Genomic DNA, 18,413 nt, shown 5'->3' with positions numbered 1-18,413 from the left:
GGGCGCCATCATAGCGCCCTATTGATGTGTCCAAATTCATTAGGCCAGTTCAGTGTTGTGGTTGAGAGATGATCGGCTGTACATCGGCGTGAGCGAAGTCGTTGTACAATCGGTGTCCTTCCTACTGACGAGGCCCAGCGTTATGACGGGGGCTTGGGCGCTCCTGCAACTGTTTCTTACTATCGTGTTACAGGCAGCCGTTCTGCCCATCCTCACCGTCGCTTAGCGACCAGCCGGATACATACATAATCGATTTTTCCGTGGACTGCTGCGCTGTCGTCTGAGCATCTGCCCCACAGACAGTTCCTTGAGCTGCGCATGCGCTTCACGCTGAATTCCCTGCTCAATGGCCTTGTGCGCTCCTGGTTCAACTGATCGAGCGTACAGCCATGTCGCGGGCGAGCGCCTGATCCTCGCAGAGCAGACACTCGATCCCCAGGGACATATCGTCGAGCCGTCCCGCCGCGTTCAACCTCGGACCGTGGATGTGCAGCTATCCCCCACGTCGTCCACCCCTCGGACCGTGGATGTCTTCGAGGAGCTGCAGGCGATCAGCGGACCGTAGTCGCTACCGTACTCCGCTTGCAGGCTAACCGGCGCGGGCGCGCCTTGGGCAACTTTGCCGGGAAGTTTGGACACGTCGATCAGGTCGGCGGCGAAAGCAGCCGGCGAAGTACCCATGATCGCAACGAAAAACAGGTCAAGCGTGGAAACTTTTTTCATCTCATTCAGTCCTCTTGGTTTTTTCAGGTCGAATTACATTGATAATTCTCTATGTCAAATTTTATATATCTTGAGTTGAGCTTGCAGACTCATACCTATTGGAATAGGTGTAGACTACATTCTGCGAACTTTTATTTTCAGACAATAGTACAAATGAACTACTCAATCGATCTGAGCGCGCAGGTCATCGCAAAATTTGTACAGATACAGTATTCACCTGACACCTGACACCTGACACCTGACACCTGACACCTGACACCGGCCCCGAGCCGGTGTTGTTTTATGTGGGGCGTCCGCAGCAACCGCTCCACCAACATCAGCTCTCCGCGCCTGCACGGCTAGCTCCAAGTTTTCTTGCAGCTCGGCAAGTTTGCGCAGGCGGTTGGCTTCAGCGGTTTCGCTCCAGCTCATTGTGGCGGTTTCCGTTGTCTCGACGCTTCAACAGATCATCAAGGCGACGTCGATGCACGTTCGATAACGGCTCGGACAGCGCTTCGTGGATACGACGGTTAGCGCGGGTGGCCGCTTCGGCGCCTACCCGTTCAACGGCGTTGAGAGCCGGCAGAATGATCGACTGCTGTCGTAGGCGCTCAATCAAAGCGTTGACCAATACAATGCCTTTGTCGGTTTGCATGGCCAGTTCAGTCAGTCATTGAGCGACTTGCCGGTAATGCCTCATGGTGAAGGACTGGAAACCGTATACCGTTTGTAGTTCGACCAGATCGGATTTTTCCTGCTAAATCCTGGGTAGCGAATAGCATCCCTCTCTACTGCCGCAGCCCAGCTCGATGGCTGGGCTTAGGCGTACCTGGGCGTTTCCCTACACGTCTTGAATGAGATTGCGCAGGCGCTCCAGCACAGCGCGAGCGAACTCCGGCGCGGCTGATTTTGCGTCCTCGATGCTGGCAAATCCGCTGCCGATATGGCCCAAGTAATCCAACTCGAAAGCCCCTGCATCATCGGTGATGGCCATCATTTACTGACCCGCAAAACGAGCAACCTGCATCACCTCCGGGCTATCTCCCCACCAGACCTGTTGCGACCGATTTAGCGGGAACACGTCCCCCTCTCTCACTTTGATTTGCATGCTGTTTTCCATATCAAGGCCGACCGTCTACCGAACACTCGCACGCCAATCAATCGGGGTGGCTGTGACATGAGCGGGCCAGGAGGGGCAACGGAAACAGGTGCGTCGTCGAGGTTGATCCCACGTTATGGGTTGCGGATAGTCGCGATGTGTTTCGATAGTCATTGTGCAGTTCTTCCCTTCGTGCACGGATTAATAATCTGCATAGTGCTCTTGCTAGTCCCCACATAGCTTCCTCCTGGTACAGCCAAAGCAGAATAATTCTTACGCCCTGTATCCTGAATAAAATTCCCTTGCACACCCGTGAAGGTTTCAGTGCTTGGAGGTGCCAGTACACTCAGAAACTGGTCCTTCTTTTCGAGTGCTAAGGCACCAGTTATGGGGACTAACCTCAGCAGTGCGGCATAAGGCTCAGTGAATACGTAAAAATCACCGGCCTCGGTTCTTCCATTTTGCATGTGTGCACATTGAATGTCGCTGGTGTTGATGACTACAGCGCTCTCATACATGCCGCCTTTAAAATATGCTAGTACTAGATTGGTCTTGGTCACTACACCCAGGCCGTTCCTAGGCTGGCACACGTTCAGATCACCATAGGGAAATAAACACCAATTGATTTGCGATATGGAGACGATATCATCTGAGTTGAGCTTCAGATCGCGTTCTATATTGGCGCGTGCTTCCGGGGTTTCGTATGGGATTGCGCATGCACTCAAAAGAGCTGCAAGAGTGAGGACGAACGTTGATGCAAAAATCCGTTTCATAGCTTTCTTTTCCCTTCTACTCGGGCTTGTAAGCTGGAGGTACAACTTTGAACGCTTTGCCCCTGTTCCAGAGAAAGGCGGATTTGATGAGGACAAGCATTTGCTGATCGGTCATATCAGGCGAAATAGTAACTACGCCCTGACCTGCTGCGAAAACTTCCTCCAGCGCGAAACGCTGCTCCAATTCCGCTTTCAGACTGGGTTCCTCTTGTTCGTTACTCATGGGTGAATTCCTCGAACTACCCGGTGTACGTCCATGAGGTGGTCTTGCCACGAAACTGAACCTCAAGATCAGTACCGACGATTTGAACCGGCTTTACTGGGTTGATCGGCGGATTCCCAATAACCTTGCCTGACACCTGGCCTAGCAGTTCAAGCGTCCCCTGATTCAACACGTTGCGAGAAACCTGGCCATGGACGATGGCGTGGCCGCCAGCTTCGATAATTAACCCGCCTGAAAGCTGTCCACGGGCAATCAAAACCCCGCCAGCGCGCACGTAAGTGGTGCCAGTAACTAGACCAGAAGTCTCTTTCGTATCGGTAACAATCAAATCGCCTACGTGCTGCATCTTGAAACTCCTGCCTATTGGGGAAAGGACTTTTCTACGTCCTCGGCCCCGGTTTTTAGGCCAGGGCTTTAGGGTGCAGCTGAGCTTTTTCCTACTTGCCCGGATATGTGCCAAATCCTTTAGGCACATCAGATGGTCCGGGCGGAACCCCACCACCGCTTTCGCCCTCCCCTGTGTGCATTTTTTGATAAGCATTAGTCTGTACTTGTGACTCTTGTTCAAGGCCAGCTATTGCCTTGTCGGTAACGCGCTTGAAGCACGCCACGAAGTCCATGCCTTGCTTTTCTTCCATAGCCTTACAGAAGCCGGCAGACCATGAAACAAGCTGATCCGCCATTTCCTTTTCTGTTGATGGCGTTGGCAAGTCGCTAGCCACCGCCGCCATCGGAGCTGCGGCGATATATACCGCAAGAAGCATTGAGTTCAGTGTGATTTTCATCGTTGATTTCCCTCACTGCGCACTCCAGCTATCCCGGTGTGCCTCTACTGACCTTGCCCAACGTTTGACGGCTGGGCTTGGTGGTACAGCGACTTTCCCTTCTAACTGCGCATGTCGCGCTGGTCAGTGGCTTTAGCGGCCTCGATCAGCATGGCTTTAACCTTTTCCAGCTTCGGACCTGGGCGCATAACGCGCCTTGACTCGTACCCGCCACGGTCCCGGTAGAACAAGCTAGGAGGGTTCACCAAAGACCACAAATCCACCCGGTGTAGGTGCGCCCGTCGAGGTTCACCAGCGGCATTACAGCGTTGATCCGGCGTGCGTTGGATTCCATGGCGTTTTCCCTTAACAGTTACTCATCGCGGTCGGGTACTCCAGTAGGATTCTCAGCAGCATCAATCATGTCCTGCGGAATTTGGTCCAAAGTAAGTATCTCAACCTCACCTCTGTCGTTGTCGAGCTCCGGTCCAAAGTCATGGGACTCTTGGATTGGCTCAAAGTGATCGTACCCACGGCTCACGTTGTCGAATATGTTTGAGTCGGCCGGCGCAAGCTCAGGTGGAGGCGGTGGTGGAAGACTGTCCAACTCTGGGGGAGGTGGCGGTATGTCCGATTGAGCCACTGCCGCAGCCGCATTTAATGAAAGAAGAACGGCAAGCACCAACGACTGCATCTTCATAGGTCAATCCTTGATCAGTTTGCGTCGCGTAACGCGGGAATGAGTCGCCTCAATTCAGATTATAGCCACGACACCGACCAGATTCCGCATACCTCACCCAACTCCCGCTCGATCACTCGGTACGTCGTGCCAAGGCACGATACATATAGGGCTCCGGGTTGGTTGCAGGCCCCTCAGTCTATCGGGGGCAGGTTCCTTCACGTTTTCATACCGTCTACCGCTTGAACTGCTGCCCCAAGAGGAAGTGTCTAATGTCGGCAAGGCTATAGAGAACGCTGAGGCCTTCGCACGGGAGCTGATCGCTAGAATCACCACCGATTCCCAGGAAGGGAGCGCATCATGAGCCGCGTAGATCCACTCGATAGCTTGAAAAGTTTTGAGCCTAAAGCCTTCACCGAGCAAAAGACCAAGCAAAGCAACGCAGAAGTTGAGCAGATGGCGAATGAGCTTGGGTTTGTTGGGCGCCAGGCTGACCCTTTACCTGTTCCTGTGGAGCGGTCGAGGCGCCGTTTCAAAACTGGACGCAACGTTCAGATCAACATTAAAGGTGAACAGGAAACCAAGGATGAGCTGTACCGCGTAGCTGACGTGATCGATCAGCCATTAGGCGAAACGCTCAAACGTGCATTGGCAGCCTTGATGCGAGAGCTGGCGACGAAAAAAGGAGATAATTAAGGCTTGACACCTTCATATACGACAATGTCGCTAATCGGTCTTTTTATAGACTTAATTTGGTGTATAATAGGTTCGGCAGGGCATTTGTCGCTCTGCATACTAAGCGTTAGGAATTCTGAGCTGCGTCTTGGCCCAGGGTACATCCAAGTTGAGAGGCGCTGCAGATGGCGGCGTCACAAGTAGGAGGTTTCACTCATGCGAGTTGAAACAGTTAGCTTTTTAAAAAAATACGCATCCGACCTGCCTCTAGATGAGCCAATGGTTGTCACGCAAAACGGTGTACCAGCATACGTTGTGGAGTCTTATGCCGAGCATAAGCGCCGCGATGAAACGGTAGCCCTGGTGAAATTACTGGCCATGAGCTCTCGCCAGTATGCCCAAGGCAAGCATTGTTCGACTGATGAGCTGAAAGCCCGCATGAGCAGGAGGTTTGCCCACAAATAAAATGGAGATCTAAATGACAACACTGACAATCCGCTACACCGAAATTGCACAACAGAGCATCGAAGACCAGGTCGAGCATCTGGCCGAGTATCACAGCCTCGACTACGCCCTTCATCGGCTAGACACTGTGATCGACGTCCTTCGGAAAAAGCTTATATTCACCCCGTTGGGCTACCCAATCAGCTCTCAAGCCAGCGAGCTGGGCATCCTGCATTACCGCGAACTCAACACCGATGGATACCGGGTGTTCTACGAGATCGTGGAGGCGGACCAGGCGATTGTCGTTGCCCTGGTGCTGCGGGATAAACAAAGCGTCGAAAAGGCACTGGTTCGTCACTGTCTACTGCATACGTAATCACGATTGTTAGTGCAAACCTTCCGCGGTGATGTGTAGGCACTTCATCAGCTCCACGCCCGGGAAGGGGATTTATCAACACGCTTCGCCAAAATCAAACACGCTCGCCATTTTCCACGAGTCATCAACCGCAAGGTGAAGGACACGAGGGGAGGGCGGTGCTGTGCGTGGCCAAAAAACTAATTTTTATCTATCAGTCATAGTGTGGACATAATCAAGTTATTAATCACGGTATGACTGATATAGGTGTCCAGTCCGCAACCCCAATATGTCGTGATAAAATACGTTATCACGACTTTTCAGCAGGGGTGGCCGTATGTCGATTTTTGAACCGATGCGTGACTTTTTTCATAGACGCGCTGCAAAAAATCTGAATGAGCGAGCAGGGCGCGTACACCTGGTCAATCGCCGGCAGGAATCCCCACGCGGCAACTTTGTGTTTCCCGGTACCGACTACCTGGACGACATCGAGGTCAGCGGCCAGCACGTGGGTCATGTTGATTACGGCATCAACCCTCTGGGCGATCGGCTGTATATCAACATGCTCGACATTCGGCCTGAGTTTCAGCGGCAGGGGATTGGCATGGCCGTGCTGTGGCAGTTGTGGTGCGCGTACCAAGTGCCGATTGTGCCGCTGACTCAGTACACCTCGTCCGATGGATTTTGGGAGCGAGCGCGCCGGCGAATCTCGGCGGCCGGCGCCGCGATTGGCGCCGAGCTCCGCGGCGTTGAGCAAATGGCGCAAGAACAGCAACGCTGGCAGCACCTGGTGCCGGAGCCGGAACACGAGCGTTTGATTCGGGAACTGAAAGCCTCCCCGGAATGGCCGGCCATTAAAGCCAAAATGGAAGCGGAGTACGGCCCATGCCTCAAGGACTGATCCCCCACGTAGACGGAGAGCGCCGTCTATCCGCCGCCGAATTCCAGCAGTTGGCCAGCGTGCCGGCAGCGGCGGAATGGTTCGCCAATATCGACAACCCACGCACCCGCCGCGCGTACCAAATCGACCTGGCGGACTTCTGCAGTTTTGTCGGCCTCACCGGCGCCGAAGAATTTCGCGCAGTGACCCGCGGGCACGTCCTGGCCTGGCGCGCCCAGTTGGAAACCCGGGGCCTGGCCGGGGCCACCATTCGACGCAAACTGGCAGCGCTGGCGAGCCTGTTTGATCACCTCCTGGAGAACAATGCCGTCTCTGGGGGAAACCCCGTGCACGGGGTCAAACGGCCGAGGGTCGAAACCAACGAAGGCAAGACGCCGGCACTCGGGGACGACCAGGCTAAATTGCTGCTGCAGGCGCCGGATGGGTGGACGCTAAAGGGTGTGCGGGATCGCGCAATCTTGGCCGTGCTGCTGTACCACGGTTTGCGCCGTGAGGAAGCAGCGCAGCTGATGACGGGCGACCTGCAGGACCGGCGCGGGATCAAGCATCTGCAGGTGAGAGGGAAGGGCGGCAAAACCCGCTATTTACCGCTGCACCCGGTCGCGGCTGAGAAGATCCATGAGTACCTGGAGCGCGACAGTCAACGCGAACCCGGCAATAGTCCGTTGTTCCGCTCGATCCGCGGCCGCACCACCGGCGCCGGCATTTGCGCTGACGGGATCTATAAGGTGGTTGCGCAATGGGCCAAGGCGGCAGGTATTCACGTCGACGGGCTGGGCGTGCATGGCTTGCGGGCCACGGCCGCGACCAATGCCCTGGAGCATGACGCCGATATCGCCAAGGTTCAGGTATGGCTGGGGCACGCCAATATCAGCACGACGCGCCTTTATGACCGACGTGGCCAACGGCCGGAGGACTCGCCGACGTACAAGGTGAAATACTGAGCTGCTGGAAAGTCTGCCTCCGGCGACCAGGTATCCCCCTGGACCGCAGATATAAGAGGACACCATCAGGACTGGGGTCGCTTAGACAGTCCGGTAATCTCAGGCAGACCATTTTTTCAAGCTTTATCGGTCACGTAACACAGCCAAACCAAGTCCGATCAGACTAAAAAAACCAATAAGCTTTGAAATAGTTAAGTTATCGATAAAGTATTAATCTTTATTATTTCTCCACCGCTTCACTAAAATACGTGGAAGATAAAAAAAACCCGAGTAGCAGAACAAGGTCATTCCATATAAACTCAAAAGCATGCCTGATGAAAACAAAGCATACGTAAAGACATTTGAACCAAAAAAACGCCACTTTCTGGTATGCGACCCTAAATCCACCGAACCGATATAGTTGATATATATCAAAAACAAAACTAAGCCAATCATAACTAATGCAGCAAAGAAATATTTAAAAAAAGTATGATTTTTGTATTGATCAGGATCCATTACCAAACCTTTGTAAACTTTTATAAAAAAAACAAAAGCAAAAAAAGGTCCAAAAATACCAATGTAATTAGTCACAACTTTTGAGCTCAAAGGGAAATTTGACGACCAAAAGCCAACCTGCCCGAGCAAATAAGTATCTAAGAAATTATTTAATTCTATATAAGTAGAAGTATCCGCCTGTGCTGGCAGTAACAATACAATCAAATACACTGGAATTAATGTGAGAGCTATAAAAAAGTACGGCATTGGTATGATTTGCTTAGTTTTTACGCTCATAGAGTCAATACTCTTTTGGTGTATTTATGAGGGTTTAAATCAAGCCAGGTTTGCCTGGCTTGTTTTTGGTATTCACGCTATAGGAGGTTGTTGATTTGATCCACCTTTTCCGCATCGATATACGCAGCAGCACTAGCCATCATAACAGATACCACGACTGCACCCATAGTTGTAGTAACAAACACTGGAAAGAAAAACGCTGTGACGACAGCCAATACAGCACCTACACCAATACCAAGTGCCATAGCCTCAAGCTCCAACATAAGAGGCTTAAAGTCTCCAGTTAAAAAGCCATGCACAGTGTGGTTATAGATTTTTTCCGCCTGCACAATTTTACCTACAACTCCAAACGCTTTCCCTAATCGCGTAACATTGTCCGCAAAGGTTTCTTTACCAAACGCATTAAGCGCATTCACGACTGCCTGACGATCTGGATGGGACAACCATGTTTTTTGGTTCAACGTGACTTTTTCGAAGGTTGCCATGGCTTGAGTGTAGCTGCGGATATTTTTACCGCTGACATTAGATTGAAGAGCTTTGGCAATACCGCTCAGGTTTGCACCATACTTTTGAAGTGCCTTCTCGTTGGCGTCAGCCACAAAGCTTAAACCGTCCAAATAATCTTGTTTTTGCTGGTCCGCCGCTTGCTTCGCTTCTGCTTCTTTAGCACGGGCAACCATGCCTTTAAACGCATTCGACGTCTCTGTTAATTGACGTACTGATTCTGAGTGAAGAAGCGAAGTATGATAGTCCAACCAACGCGGTCCCGTTGATTTATTTTTCTGCAACTCAATCAACGCATATAAGGCTTCCAGTTCAGGTTTACTCAACGGTGATTTGATATTATTGTTTACTTGCTGATATGGCCCAATTGCCGACTTTTCGGTCGAAATGGTGTGATCTATAGCCACCACATATCGTTCGAGCGCTTGAGCGCGTGTTAAGCTGTCCAGATTGCCTGCCGCTTTAACAATCGCCTCTTGATGAAAATATGCCAATAACCCGAGACGTACGTTTTTTTCTATATTGAGGACAGATAACTTATTCGATGCCCATGATGCGACGCGCCCAGGATCATTCGGTGAGGCGTTCTCTTGTTGGTTAATTTTTTGCGCAAGCTCTGGGAGCTGGTTCGCCAAAATATTCCTTTCAAGGGAAATTCGCTTTTGCTCTAGCGCCGCTTTATACGCTACGTCGATTTCGATAAGAGATTGGAAGAAACCGTCTGCTCCTTTGTGAACGCCGTCGTAGATTTTGCGAAACGGTAAATCAACCATCAAGTAGAGTGGGTACAGCCCGTACAGCGAGTAAGCCTCAGTAGCTTTCGACTCAAACTCAATTTCTTTTTCCTCAAGCGACTTTACCGTAGTTTCCAAATCCTTTTGCGCGGCATTAAGAGCGCTGAGAGCTTGCCCTGTCTTTGCAAATTCTTTATGTTTTTCAATTTCGTTTATGGTTCTTTCCTGCAATCCTTTGAAAATGGGTGCGTAAGCCGCATCAATTAATGATTTTTTATGCCTATGTTCTCCAACAAAATCTTCCCAGATAAAGGGCGTAATTGGACTGAGCTTTCCCGAACCTAAACTTGTGCCACGTCGGTACTCATCATTGATGCCTTCGCTGACGCGCCCGACGTGAGTTAGACGTTCAAGACGAGGAACATTAATGTGTATAGGGGCGAGTCTATACGAGTTCGCACCGGTTCGGATATTTGGACCTAAGTATCTTCCTGCGTTTGACATGTTTAATCTCCATAGTGGTTTCAGCGCATCAGATGCTGCCTGTGGCGGTCAATGAAAAACGGCATCACATCAATATGATTGGTTTTGCGCTCTGGCTACCTCCAAAGAAATGATGCTTCAGTAGGTGAGGTCTGAGCACAAAAATAACTGTATATACACACAGTACTCGGCGCAATGAATTTTATGCATTTACGCATATAATTATGCGTAAATGATATTCATTATCAAGCGAAAATTTGAAACACCTTATTGCGTCCATTCGCCGCTGACTCGGCTGGGATCGGGAATATCAAACGACACAGCCGTATGATGGCCCGCTGTTCCGCTCGATCCGCGGCTGTACCACCGGCGCCGGCATTTGCGCTGACGGCATCTATAAGGTAGTTGCGCAATGGGCCAAGGCGGCGGGTATTCATGTAGACGGGCTGGGTGTGCATGGATTGCGGGCCACGGCCGCGACCAATGCCCTGGAGCATGACGCCGATATCGCCAAGGTTCAGGTATGGCTGGGCCACGCCAATATCAGTACGACTCGGCTGTATGACCGACGTGGCCAGCGGCCGGAGGATTCCCCGACGTATAAAGTGAAGTATTGAACAGGGGGGGCTCAGAGGGGTATCGGTAAAGTGCTTACTGCCCATTAAGGCTGTTTGGGGGTGAGTCAGTAAGCACTTTACCGATACCCCCCCCATTACAACGGAAGCATTCATGCCTCCAGTATCTCATGACGCGCCGTTACAGCATCGTCCAGGCTGATCGACAGTGTTTCGACAGTGGCCGGGGTCAACGCACGCGCTGCGTCCACGCCTTCGACAAAGCCCCCGGCGCGCTCTTGGGCCAGGGCGAGTTGTGCCAGGTCCTGGGCACGCTCGATGCGCGCCCGGTACTGATCGACAGCACGGCGAATCAAAGGCGGCAGGTCGATAGCGTCCAAGCGATCAGATGCACTCACGACGTCATCTCGGGCAGTGGATCGAGCAACTGGGCAAGGTCGCGCCAAGGGTGCTGGGCAAAATCGCCGGTATTGGCGCAGCCTTCGCCGTGGCTGAACGATTGTGGGTATTTGCTGGCCAGCTGCATGGCGTGGCAATGCTGACAGCGCACGGTGTGGCCCAGCAGTTCCCAGCGCTGACACCAGGCTTCTAGGCCGTCTTCCAGGCGGTAGCGGGCTACGATTCGAAGTGCGGCGGGCTACCCTTCGGCGCTGGGCGCGGCAAACTTGAGGCGGGCGGCCTCAATAGCGAACTGAAGCATGCTTTCAATCAGATCCGCATCGAAGCCGCTTTGCTCGCGCACAAATTCGACCACAAAATCAGGATCCATCCTTGCCCACTTGGGTGCAATCGCCTGGCTCAGCAGCTCTAAGGATTGCGCCAAGGTCGAGACAGGCGCCTGCTCTTGCGATGGTTCAGGCAACATAAATTGGAACTGGGTTCCTTTCGGTTTGTTATTGGTAGTCGGTGGGCTACCCCTCGGGCGGGCTCTGCCATTGCTCCAGGGCCTCGGTCGCCTCCTTGTACAGCGCATCATGCGTCGCCCATCGGTAATCCCCGTTGGCTGACCAGACCGCGCATACAGCCGGTAACCCAAGCATCAAGTGAATGGCAAATCATGGGGATCGTTCACGTAGGAAATTTCCTACATACAAAAAACCCATGTCAAAACTAGCCTCTGACGACCTTAAGCCGAAGTTATCTTCTATCGAAAGTATGAGATTTTTAGTCTAAAAGTCTTCCTGCCTAGCTGAAGCTACCGACATCGAGGCATAAGGTGCTGATATGAAATATTCAGATGATATTCCCTTACGGAGTCGAGTATGATTAGCAAAGAACTATCAGTTTACAACCTCAATAGTTTTGTTGGCGGTAGGAAGATACAGCTGCCCTATGAGAAGCAAATAGAGCTGATTGGGAATGAGCTACTTGAAAAAAATGCTGATATCAATGTACTTCCTGAGTTTAACGACAGCATGCTGTCGTCAGGATTGTTAAGAACCGCACCTGAACGTATCGAGACACTCGTCAGTGCTAAAGTTAAAGAAGTAGCTTCGGTGCCGACAGATTTTTTTGGTTCTCTGTTTGGCAGCATTATAAACCTAATCCCAGATATTCCAATTGTCTCCACCGCAAAATCACTAGTTATTGGAGCGGCGAAGTCAAAATTAGATACAGCTGCTGAAGCTTTTGGCGATGTGGTAGGTGGAGCAGTGAAGCCAGGCATATCCTCGCTTGTCTCGATTTTAGAGGATGTTGGGACGAAAAAATCGATTGGGTCAGCGCTTGAATATGAATTTAATAAGGCACTTTCTAACGCCGGCGTTCGCGAGTTTCAGAACGTGCCAGTAGAAGGTCTTGTTATAGGAGACCATGAAAGACTCAAAGATATTACGAACTATATGAACTCCAAGCTGGGTGATGATGTATATAGTTATACTCTTCATGGTGGTACCGGTACTATTTCAAAATATAAAATTATGGACGAAAAGCCGAATGGCGCAGCAGGGGGGAGCAGCTTAGTTATTGACTATGACAGAGACGGAGCAATTTCTTCCCGCGATATTCACCTCGACACCATCCATACCAACGATCTTAAGTACGCGGCCTATTTGCCAAGAGGGGTATCAGGTGATGGCCCAACCCCCAATCAAATAACGACGGATACATCTGTTATCAAGGCGGTCAATCTCGCATCCGGGCGAACAGAAGCTATAAACAACGTTTTGAATGCTCACGCGAATGGCCCTTACAAAGATTTAGCGCATATTGTTTCTGGAGACTTCAACGAACCCTCACATCTGGATTGGATAGCTTCGAATAAAAATGCAAATGACCGCAATGGTGTGGTGTATGAGTGGGATACCAGCAAGGCATTGATAGATAAGGGTTACACCGATAGCTTTCGTGAGGTGCACCCCGATCCCGTGAAAGACCCTGGGCATACTTGGGGTGGGCCAGCTTACGAGACAGGTAATAAATCTTGGGCGCCCACAGTGGACGACCGGGACCGAATAGACATGACTTATAGCCAAGATGGCAATAAAATCGATTTAACCTCCATTAAGGCCACAGTCGTTGGAAGTAATCAATACTTCGTTAAGGATGGATTGATTACGCAAGCGTCCAGCAATAGTTACGATCTCAGTTCTAACCCGACTTCGGCAATGTCCGATCATAAAGGCCTTATGACTACTTATCTAGTTAACGAGATCCCAACTGTTGGCCAGCCGAGCGCTGAGCTTTCTTGATTTTTAGCACTAAACGCTTATTTCCTGCTCGCCTTATACGGCGAGCAGGTTTTTGCTTGGCATAGCCTCAGTTGGTAAGGCGTTTCTAACTCTAGATTGAGCCAAGTATGATACGGGGTGAGCCCCCTGCGAAGCGTAGTTGATGTGTATTTTAACAGAGTATCGGATACTTTCTTTGCGGCTTGCACCCTGCCATTTAGCACGTCGGCCAAGGAGAGTGATTGAATCTAGCACCTGCTTAATCGTTTTAAAGATGTCAGAGGGTCGCAATAATGTATACAACAAAAGCAGGAGCGCTCTTCCGAGTACTAGGTACTTACAAAAACATCCTGATCAGCGTCGGCTGTTTTACCGCGCTGATCAATCTGCTGATGCTGGTGCCTTCCATATACATGCTGCAAGTGTATGACCGGGTGCTGTCATCACAGAACGAAACCACCCTGGTCATGCTGACCCTGATGGTGGTGGGCTTCTTTGCTTTTATCGGCACCCTGGAAATCGTCCGCAGCTTTATCGTGATCCGTATCGGCAGCCAGTTGGAGCGGCGGTTCAACCTGCAGGTGTACAAGGCCGCCTTCGAACGCAACCTGCAACGGGGTGAGGGGCACGCCGGGCAATCGCTCGGGGATTTGACCCATATCCGCCAGTTCCTCACGGGGCCGGCGTTGTTTGCGTTCTTCGATGCGCCGTGGTTCCCGATCTACTTGCTGGTGATCTTCCTGTTCAACGTGTGGCTGGGAGTGCTGGCCACGGCGGGTGCGGTGCTGTTGATCGGCCTGGCGTGCCTTAACGAATACCTGACCAAAAAACCATTACGCGAAGCCAGCGGTTATTCCCAGCAGTCCACCCAACTGGCCACCAGTCATTTGCACAATGCCGAGACCATCCAGGCCATGGGCATGCTGGGGGCGCTGCGCAGCCGCTGGTTCCATGTGCATTCGCAATTCCTCGGCCTGCAAAACCGGGCAAGCGACACCGGTTCGGTGATCAGTTCCTTGAGCAAATCCCTGCGTCTGCTCCTGCAATCCCTCGTGCTGGGCTTGGGCGCCTTGTTGGTGATCAAGGGTCAGATGACGGCCGGGATGATGATTGCCGGCACCATTCTGATGGGGCGGGTGCTGAGCCCGATTGATCAGTTGATCGCCGTGTGGAAGCAATGGAGTTCGGCCAAGCTGGCCTATCAACGCCTCGATGAGCTGTTGCAGGAGTTCCCGCCTGGGGCGCAGGCCATGGCATTGCCGGCGCCCAAGGGGCAGGTGAGTTTCGAGCAGGTCAGCGCCGGGCCTCCGGGGCGTCGGGTGGTGACCTTGCATCAGGTCAGTTTCAACCTGGAGGCCGGCGAAGTACTGGGCGTGCTGGGGGCCTCCGGTTCTGGCAAGTCGACCCTGGCGAGGGTGCTGGTGGGCGTATGGCCGACCCTGGCTGGTACGGTGCGCCTGGACGGTGCCGACATTCATCGCTGGGACCGCGACGACCTCGGTCCGCACGTCGGTTACTTGCCCCAAGACATCGAACTGTTCAGCGGCAGCATCGCCGATAACATCGCACGCTTTCGCCAGGCTGACCCCGAGCAGGTGGTGCAGGCTGCCCAGCAAGCCGGTGTGCATGACTTGATCCTGCGCTTGCCCCAGGGCTATGACACGGTGTTGGGCGACGACGGCAGCGGCCTGTCCGGCGGGCAGAAACAACGGGTGGCCCTGGCCCGCGCACTGTATGGCGGGCCGCGCCTGATCGTGCTCGACGAACCCAACTCCAACCTCGATACCGTGGGCGAGGCCGCTTTGGCCAGCGCCATCATGCAGATGAAAGCCCAGGGCAGCAGCGTGATCCTGGTGACCCACCGCTCTTCGGCGCTGGCCCAGGCCGACAAACTGCTAGTGCTCAACGAGGGCCGCCTGCAAGCGTTCGGCCCCAGCCAAGAGGTGCTGCGAGCGCTGTCCGGGCAACCGGAACAACCCCGTGAAAAGGCCGGCGTCAGCCTCAACCGCCAATACCCTGCGGCAAGGAATCCAGGCCAATGAGCACCGATAACAGCCTGCCAAACGAACAGACCTTTCCCGAGCGCGATGCGCGTTTTTTCTCCCGCCTGGGCTGGCTGATGACGGTGGTTGGTGCCGGGGGATTCTTCCTCTGGGCCAGCCTGGCGCCCCTGGACCAGGGTATCCCGGTGCAGGGTACGGTGGTGGTGTCCGGCAAACGCAAGGCCGTGCAAACCCTGAGCCCTGGCGTGGTCAGCCGGATCCTGGTGCGCGAAGGCGAGGTGGTCAAGCAAGGCCAGCCGTTGTTTCGCCTCGACCAGACCCAAAGCCAGGCCGACGTGCATTCCCTGCAAGCCCAGTACCGCATGGCCTGGGCCAGTGTTGCCCGCTGGCAGAGCGAGCGCGACAGCTTGCCTTCGGTGATGTTTCCCGCCGAACTGAGCGCTAGCCCCGATCCTGCGCTGGCCTTGGTGCTGGAGGGCCAGCGCCAGTTGTTCAGCAGCCGGCGTGAAGCCTTTGCCCGCGAACAGGCCGGGATCCGCGCCAGTATCGAAGGAGCCAGCGCCCAGCTCAATGGTATGCGCCGTGCGCGCACGGACTTGAACGCCCAGGCGCAATCGCTGCGTGACCAACTGAGCAATCTGCAACCTTTGGCAGACAACGGCTATATCCCGCGCAACCGCTTGCTGGAATACCAGCGCCAACTGTTCCAGGTGCAGCAGGACCTGGCGCAGAACACCGGTGAAAGTGGGCGTATCGAGCAAGGCATTCTCGAATCACGCCTCAAGTTGCAACAGCACAGCGAGGAGTATCAAAAGGAAGTCCGCAGCCAGTTGGCCGACGCGCAACTGCGCAGCCTGACCCTGGAGCAACAACTGACATCGGCCGGTTTCGACCTGCAACACAGTGAAATCAACGCCCCAGCCGATGGCATTGCCGTCAACCTTGGCGTACACACCGAAGGTGCCGTGGTGCGGGCCGGGGAAACCCTGCTGGAAATCGTGCCCCAGGGCACGCGCCTGGAAGTGGAGGGGCGCTTGCCGGTGAACCTGGTGGATAAGGTCGGCACTCATCTGCCGGTGGACATTCTGTTCACCGCTTTCAACCAGAGCCGTACGCCACGGGTGCCGGGGGAAGTGAGCTTGATCTCTGCCGACCAGATGCTCGACGAAAAGACCGGGGCGCCGTATTACGTGCTGCGCACCACGGTCAGCGACGACGCCCTGGAAAAACTCCACGGCCTGGTGATCAAGCCCGGCATGCCCGCCGAGATGTTTGTGCGTACCGGCGAGCGTTCGTTGCTCAATTATTTGTTCAAGCCGCTGCTCGATCGTGCCGGCTCGGCGTTGACCGAGGAATGAGCATGAAACCAGTGTTCATTGCCTTGCTACTTGCGTGCAGCAGCGCCCAGGCCGCCATGGGACCGTTTGATGTGTATGAGCAAGCCCTGCGTAATGATCCGGTATTCCTCGGCGCGATCAAGGAGCGTGACGCCGGCCTGGAAAACCGCACCATTGGCCGCGCCGGCCTGTTGCCCCGGCTGTCCTACAACTACAACAAGGGCCGCAACAACTCCCAGGCCAACCTGCCCGATGGCCGTGGTGGTCACTATCACGACGACCGCAACTACAACAGCTTCGGCTCGACCTTCACCCTGCAACAGCCGCTGTTCGACTACGAAGCCTATGCCAACTACCGCAAGGGCGTGGCCCAGGCGCTGTTTGCCGACGAGAGTTTCCGCGACAAGAGCCAGGCGCTGTTGGTGCGGGTACTGACCTATTACACCCAGGCCCTGTTCGCCCAGGACCAGATCAAGATTGCCCGGGCCAAGAAGAAGGCGTTCGAGCAGCAGTTCCAGCAGAACCAGCACCTGTTCCAGCAAGGCGAGGGCACGCGCACCGACATCCTGGAGGCGGAGTCGCGGTATGAGCTGGCCACTGCCGAAGAGATCCAGGCCCTGGATGAGCAGGATGCGTCGCTGCGCGAATTGGGGGCATTGCTCGGCGTGCACAGCGTCGATATCGCCGACCTGGCACCGTTGAACCAGGACTTTGCCGCCTTCACCCTGACACCGGCCAACTACGACAGTTGGCATGAGCTGGCAATCACCAACAACCCGACCCTAGCCTCCCAGCGCCAGGCGGTGGAAGTGGCGCGTTATGAGGTGGAGCGCAACCGCGCCGGGCACTTGCCGCGGATCACTGCGTATGCCAACTCGCGCCAGCAGGAGTCCGACAGCGGCAACACCTACAACCAGCGCTACGACACCAACACCATCGGCATTGAAGTCAGCGTGCCGCTGTATGCCGGTGGCGGCGTCTCGGCGTCCACCCGCCAGGCCGCCCGTTCCATGGAGCAGGCCGAGTACGAATTGGAGGGCAAGACCCGCGAAACCCTGATCGAGCTGCGGCGCCAGTTCAGTGCCTGCCTGTCGGGGGTCAGCAAGCTGCGCGCCTATCAAAAGGCCCTGGCCTCCGCCGAAGCGCTGGTGGTTTCGACCCAGCAGAGCATCCTCGGCGGCGAGCGGGTCAACCTCGACGTCCTCAACGCCGAGCAGCAGTTGCACAACACCCGTCGCGATCTGGCCCGGGCCCGTTACGACTACCTGATGGCCTGGATCAAATTGCATTACTACGCGGGCAGCCTGCGCTACACCGACTTGGCCAAGGTGGATGAGGCCTTTGGTCCCGCCCTATGAATTTAAGCTGTTCGGGGACTTCGACCTCACGTCAGGCGTCGGGAAACCGAATACCAGAATGACCTGGCAGACTTCTGCAGCTTTGTCGGCCGCACCGGCGCCGAGGAATTCCGCGCAGTGACCCGCGGGCACGTCCTGGCCTGGCGCGCCCAGCTGGAAACCCGGGGACTGGCCGGGGCCACCATTCGACGCAAACTGGCAGCTCTGGCGAGCCTGTTTGATCACCTCCTGGAGAACAATGCCGTCTCTGGGGGCAACCCCGTGCATGGGGTCAAACGGCCCCGGGTTGAAACCAACGAAGGCAAGACGCCGGCACTCGGTGATGACCAAGCCAAATTACTGCTAACGGCGCCGGATGGCTGGACACTAAAGGGGGTACGCGATCGAGCAATCTTGTCCGTGCTGCTGTACCACGGTTTA

Annotated in this window: 21 protein-coding genes and 4 pseudogenes; 12 read left to right on the top strand and 13 right to left on the bottom strand. The window is 54.2% G+C overall.

Going from position 1 to position 18,413, the window contains the following annotated elements; all coding sequences use genetic code 11:
- Positions 1–285: 285 nt before the first annotated feature.
- The 9 genes and pseudogenes from E4P00_RS18010 to E4P00_RS17970 all read right to left on the bottom strand — a co-directional run.
- Positions 286–481 (bottom strand): annotated as a pseudogene (locus E4P00_RS18010) (single-stranded-DNA-specific exonuclease RecJ); the annotation flags it as partial.
- Positions 469–723, bottom strand: a complete 255-nt coding sequence (locus E4P00_RS18005) for a hypothetical protein (protein WP_197880957.1) — start codon at positions 721–723, stop codon at positions 469–471. The pseudogene E4P00_RS18010 and the gene E4P00_RS18005, both read right to left, overlap by 13 nt.
- Positions 724–1,144: 421 nt before the next feature.
- Positions 1,145–1,444 (bottom strand): annotated as a pseudogene (locus tag E4P00_RS18000) (DUF4158 domain-containing protein); the annotation flags it as partial.
- Between the two features lie 99 nt (positions 1,445–1,543).
- Positions 1,544–1,699: a hypothetical protein gene (locus E4P00_RS17995; protein WP_197880954.1), complete on the bottom strand. Its 156-nt coding sequence runs from the start codon at positions 1,697–1,699 to the stop codon at positions 1,544–1,546.
- 272 nt (positions 1,700–1,971) lie between these two features.
- The gene (locus E4P00_RS17990) at positions 1,972–2,574 is read right to left on the bottom strand and encodes a hypothetical protein (RefSeq protein ID WP_248132363.1); all 603 of its coding nucleotides are present in this window, start codon (positions 2,572–2,574) and stop codon (positions 1,972–1,974) included.
- Between the two features lie 16 nt (positions 2,575–2,590).
- Complete coding sequence (locus tag E4P00_RS17985) at positions 2,591–2,797, bottom strand: hypothetical protein (protein WP_216091872.1); 207 nt, start codon at positions 2,795–2,797, stop codon at positions 2,591–2,593.
- Positions 2,798–2,813: 16 nt separating this feature from the next.
- Positions 2,814–3,143: a hypothetical protein gene (locus E4P00_RS17980; protein WP_216091871.1), complete on the bottom strand. Its 330-nt coding sequence runs from the start codon at positions 3,141–3,143 to the stop codon at positions 2,814–2,816.
- A gap of 91 nt (positions 3,144–3,234) precedes the next feature.
- Complete coding sequence (locus tag E4P00_RS17975; RefSeq protein WP_197880951.1) at positions 3,235–3,582, bottom strand: hypothetical protein; 348 nt, start codon at positions 3,580–3,582, stop codon at positions 3,235–3,237.
- A gap of 352 nt (positions 3,583–3,934) precedes the next feature.
- On the bottom strand, positions 3,935–4,261 hold the full coding sequence (locus E4P00_RS17970; protein ID WP_248132361.1) for a hypothetical protein: 327 nt from the start codon (positions 4,259–4,261) through the stop codon (positions 3,935–3,937).
- Between the two features lie 339 nt (positions 4,262–4,600).
- Here E4P00_RS17970 and E4P00_RS17965 point away from each other — a divergent pair, with 339 nt between their 5' ends.
- The 5 genes from E4P00_RS17965 to E4P00_RS17945 all read left to right on the top strand — a co-directional run bounded on the left by E4P00_RS17965 (position 4,601) and on the right by E4P00_RS17945 (position 7,559).
- Positions 4,601–4,936 (top strand): stability/partitioning determinant, encoded by a 336-nt coding sequence (locus E4P00_RS17965; RefSeq protein WP_248132359.1) that lies wholly within the window; start codon positions 4,601–4,603, stop codon positions 4,934–4,936.
- 195 nt (positions 4,937–5,131) lie between these two features.
- Positions 5,132–5,380 carry a type II toxin-antitoxin system Phd/YefM family antitoxin gene (locus E4P00_RS17960; protein ID WP_216091867.1) on the top strand — a complete coding sequence of 83 codons (249 nt, stop codon included), beginning with the start codon at positions 5,132–5,134 and terminating at the stop codon, positions 5,378–5,380.
- Between the two features lie 13 nt (positions 5,381–5,393).
- The gene (locus E4P00_RS17955; protein ID WP_248132357.1) at positions 5,394–5,735 is read left to right on the top strand and encodes a type II toxin-antitoxin system RelE/ParE family toxin; all 342 of its coding nucleotides are present in this window, start codon (positions 5,394–5,396) and stop codon (positions 5,733–5,735) included.
- Positions 5,736–6,051: 316 nt separating this feature from the next.
- Positions 6,052–6,615, top strand: coding sequence for a GNAT family N-acetyltransferase (locus E4P00_RS17950; protein WP_248132355.1), 564 nt, complete (start codon positions 6,052–6,054; stop codon positions 6,613–6,615).
- Positions 6,600–7,559 carry a tyrosine-type recombinase/integrase gene (locus E4P00_RS17945; protein ID WP_248132353.1) on the top strand — a complete coding sequence of 320 codons (960 nt, stop codon included), beginning with the start codon at positions 6,600–6,602 and terminating at the stop codon, positions 7,557–7,559. The genes E4P00_RS17950 and E4P00_RS17945 overlap by 16 nt, the downstream gene beginning before the upstream one ends.
- A gap of 210 nt (positions 7,560–7,769) precedes the next feature.
- Here E4P00_RS17945 and E4P00_RS17940 read toward each other — a convergent pair whose 3' ends face one another.
- A complete protein-coding gene (locus tag E4P00_RS17940; RefSeq protein WP_216091864.1) occupies positions 7,770–8,330 on the bottom strand; it encodes a hypothetical protein in 561 nt (186 codons plus the stop codon).
- A 77-nt stretch (positions 8,331–8,407) separates the two neighbouring features.
- Positions 8,408–10,072, bottom strand: coding sequence for a colicin-like pore-forming protein (locus E4P00_RS17935; protein ID WP_216091863.1), 1,665 nt, complete (start codon positions 10,070–10,072; stop codon positions 8,408–8,410).
- 311 nt (positions 10,073–10,383) lie between these two features.
- On the opposite strand from E4P00_RS17935, the pseudogene E4P00_RS17930 reads away from it, so the two are divergent.
- Positions 10,384–10,668 (top strand): annotated as a pseudogene (locus tag E4P00_RS17930) (tyrosine-type recombinase/integrase); the annotation flags it as partial.
- A gap of 110 nt (positions 10,669–10,778) precedes the next feature.
- Here the strand turns inward: E4P00_RS17930 and E4P00_RS17925 are convergent.
- Positions 10,779–11,024 carry a hypothetical protein gene (locus E4P00_RS17925; protein WP_248132351.1) on the bottom strand — a complete coding sequence of 82 codons (246 nt, stop codon included), beginning with the start codon at positions 11,022–11,024 and terminating at the stop codon, positions 10,779–10,781.
- Here E4P00_RS17925 and E4P00_RS17920 point away from each other — a divergent pair.
- A complete protein-coding gene (locus E4P00_RS17920; protein WP_216091861.1) occupies positions 11,015–11,218 on the top strand; it encodes a hypothetical protein in 204 nt (67 codons plus the stop codon). The two genes, E4P00_RS17925 and E4P00_RS17920, sit on opposite strands and share 10 nt — an antisense overlap.
- A 45-nt stretch (positions 11,219–11,263) precedes the next feature.
- On the opposite strand, the gene E4P00_RS17915 is transcribed toward E4P00_RS17920, so the two are convergent.
- Positions 11,264–11,491 carry a hypothetical protein gene (locus E4P00_RS17915; protein WP_216091860.1) on the bottom strand — a complete coding sequence of 76 codons (228 nt, stop codon included), beginning with the start codon at positions 11,489–11,491 and terminating at the stop codon, positions 11,264–11,266.
- Between the two features lie 397 nt (positions 11,492–11,888).
- Here E4P00_RS17915 and E4P00_RS17910 point away from each other — a divergent pair, with 397 nt between their 5' ends.
- The 5 genes and pseudogenes from E4P00_RS17910 to E4P00_RS17890 all read left to right on the top strand — a co-directional run.
- Positions 11,889–13,316: a hypothetical protein gene (locus E4P00_RS17910; protein WP_248132349.1), complete on the top strand. Its 1,428-nt coding sequence runs from the start codon at positions 11,889–11,891 to the stop codon at positions 13,314–13,316.
- Positions 13,317–13,588: 272 nt separating this feature from the next.
- The gene (locus E4P00_RS17905; RefSeq protein ID WP_248132346.1) at positions 13,589–15,337 is read left to right on the top strand and encodes a type I secretion system permease/ATPase; all 1,749 of its coding nucleotides are present in this window, start codon (positions 13,589–13,591) and stop codon (positions 15,335–15,337) included.
- Entirely contained in the window at positions 15,334–16,656 is a 1,323-nt protein-coding gene (locus E4P00_RS17900) for an HlyD family type I secretion periplasmic adaptor subunit (RefSeq protein WP_248132344.1), read from the top strand. Before E4P00_RS17905 ends, E4P00_RS17900 begins: the two co-directional genes overlap by 4 nt.
- A gap of 2 nt (positions 16,657–16,658) precedes the next feature.
- A complete protein-coding gene (locus E4P00_RS17895) occupies positions 16,659–17,993 on the top strand; it encodes a TolC family outer membrane protein (RefSeq protein ID WP_248132342.1) in 1,335 nt (444 codons plus the stop codon).
- Between the two features lie 51 nt (positions 17,994–18,044).
- Positions 18,045–18,413 (top strand): annotated as a pseudogene (locus E4P00_RS17890) (site-specific integrase); the annotation flags it as partial.

Source organism: Pseudomonas sp. B329 (genome assembly GCF_023127835.1).
GTDB classification, from domain to species: Bacteria; Pseudomonadota; Gammaproteobacteria; order Pseudomonadales; family Pseudomonadaceae; genus Aquipseudomonas; species Aquipseudomonas synxantha_A.
The sequence above is the reverse complement of the archived record's forward strand: the minus strand, read 5'-3'. Positions and strand labels throughout refer to the sequence as shown.

What these genes read in the sequence shown, in the direction of transcription:
- E4P00_RS18005 (WP_197880957.1), bottom strand. Translation starts at nt 723, where the DNA reads ATGAAAAAAGTTTCCACGCTTGACCTGTTTTTCGTTGCGATCATGGGT.
- E4P00_RS17995 (WP_197880954.1), bottom strand. Translation starts at nt 1,699, where the DNA reads ATGATGGCCATCACCGATGATGCAGGGGCTTTCGAGTTGGATTACTTG.
- E4P00_RS17990 (WP_248132363.1), bottom strand. Translation starts at nt 2,574, where the DNA reads ATGAAACGGATTTTTGCATCAACGTTCGTCCTCACTCTTGCAGCTCTT.
- E4P00_RS17985 (WP_216091872.1), bottom strand. Translation starts at nt 2,797, where the DNA reads ATGAGTAACGAACAAGAGGAACCCAGTCTGAAAGCGGAATTGGAGCAG.
- E4P00_RS17980 (WP_216091871.1), bottom strand. Translation starts at nt 3,143, where the DNA reads ATGCAGCACGTAGGCGATTTGATTGTTACCGATACGAAAGAGACTTCT.
- E4P00_RS17975 (WP_197880951.1), bottom strand. Translation starts at nt 3,582, where the DNA reads ATGAAAATCACACTGAACTCAATGCTTCTTGCGGTATATATCGCCGCA.
- E4P00_RS17970 (WP_248132361.1), bottom strand. Translation starts at nt 4,261, where the DNA reads ATGAAGATGCAGTCGTTGGTGCTTGCCGTTCTTCTTTCATTAAATGCG.
- E4P00_RS17965 (WP_248132359.1), top strand. Translation starts at nt 4,601, where the DNA reads ATGAGCCGCGTAGATCCACTCGATAGCTTGAAAAGTTTTGAGCCTAAA.
- E4P00_RS17960 (WP_216091867.1), top strand. Translation starts at nt 5,132, where the DNA reads ATGCGAGTTGAAACAGTTAGCTTTTTAAAAAAATACGCATCCGACCTG.
- E4P00_RS17955 (WP_248132357.1), top strand. Translation starts at nt 5,394, where the DNA reads ATGACAACACTGACAATCCGCTACACCGAAATTGCACAACAGAGCATC.
- E4P00_RS17950 (WP_248132355.1), top strand. Translation starts at nt 6,052, where the DNA reads ATGTCGATTTTTGAACCGATGCGTGACTTTTTTCATAGACGCGCTGCA.
- E4P00_RS17945 (WP_248132353.1), top strand. Translation starts at nt 6,600, where the DNA reads ATGCCTCAAGGACTGATCCCCCACGTAGACGGAGAGCGCCGTCTATCC.
- E4P00_RS17940 (WP_216091864.1), bottom strand. Translation starts at nt 8,330, where the DNA reads ATGAGCGTAAAAACTAAGCAAATCATACCAATGCCGTACTTTTTTATA.
- E4P00_RS17935 (WP_216091863.1), bottom strand. Translation starts at nt 10,072, where the DNA reads ATGTCAAACGCAGGAAGATACTTAGGTCCAAATATCCGAACCGGTGCG.
- E4P00_RS17920 (WP_216091861.1), top strand. Translation starts at nt 11,015, where the DNA reads ATGCACTCACGACGTCATCTCGGGCAGTGGATCGAGCAACTGGGCAAG.
- E4P00_RS17915 (WP_216091860.1), bottom strand. Translation starts at nt 11,491, where the DNA reads ATGTTGCCTGAACCATCGCAAGAGCAGGCGCCTGTCTCGACCTTGGCG.
- E4P00_RS17910 (WP_248132349.1), top strand. Translation starts at nt 11,889, where the DNA reads ATGATTAGCAAAGAACTATCAGTTTACAACCTCAATAGTTTTGTTGGC.
- E4P00_RS17905 (WP_248132346.1), top strand. Translation starts at nt 13,589, where the DNA reads ATGTATACAACAAAAGCAGGAGCGCTCTTCCGAGTACTAGGTACTTAC.
- E4P00_RS17900 (WP_248132344.1), top strand. Translation starts at nt 15,334, where the DNA reads ATGAGCACCGATAACAGCCTGCCAAACGAACAGACCTTTCCCGAGCGC.
- E4P00_RS17895 (WP_248132342.1), top strand. Translation starts at nt 16,659, where the DNA reads ATGAAACCAGTGTTCATTGCCTTGCTACTTGCGTGCAGCAGCGCCCAG.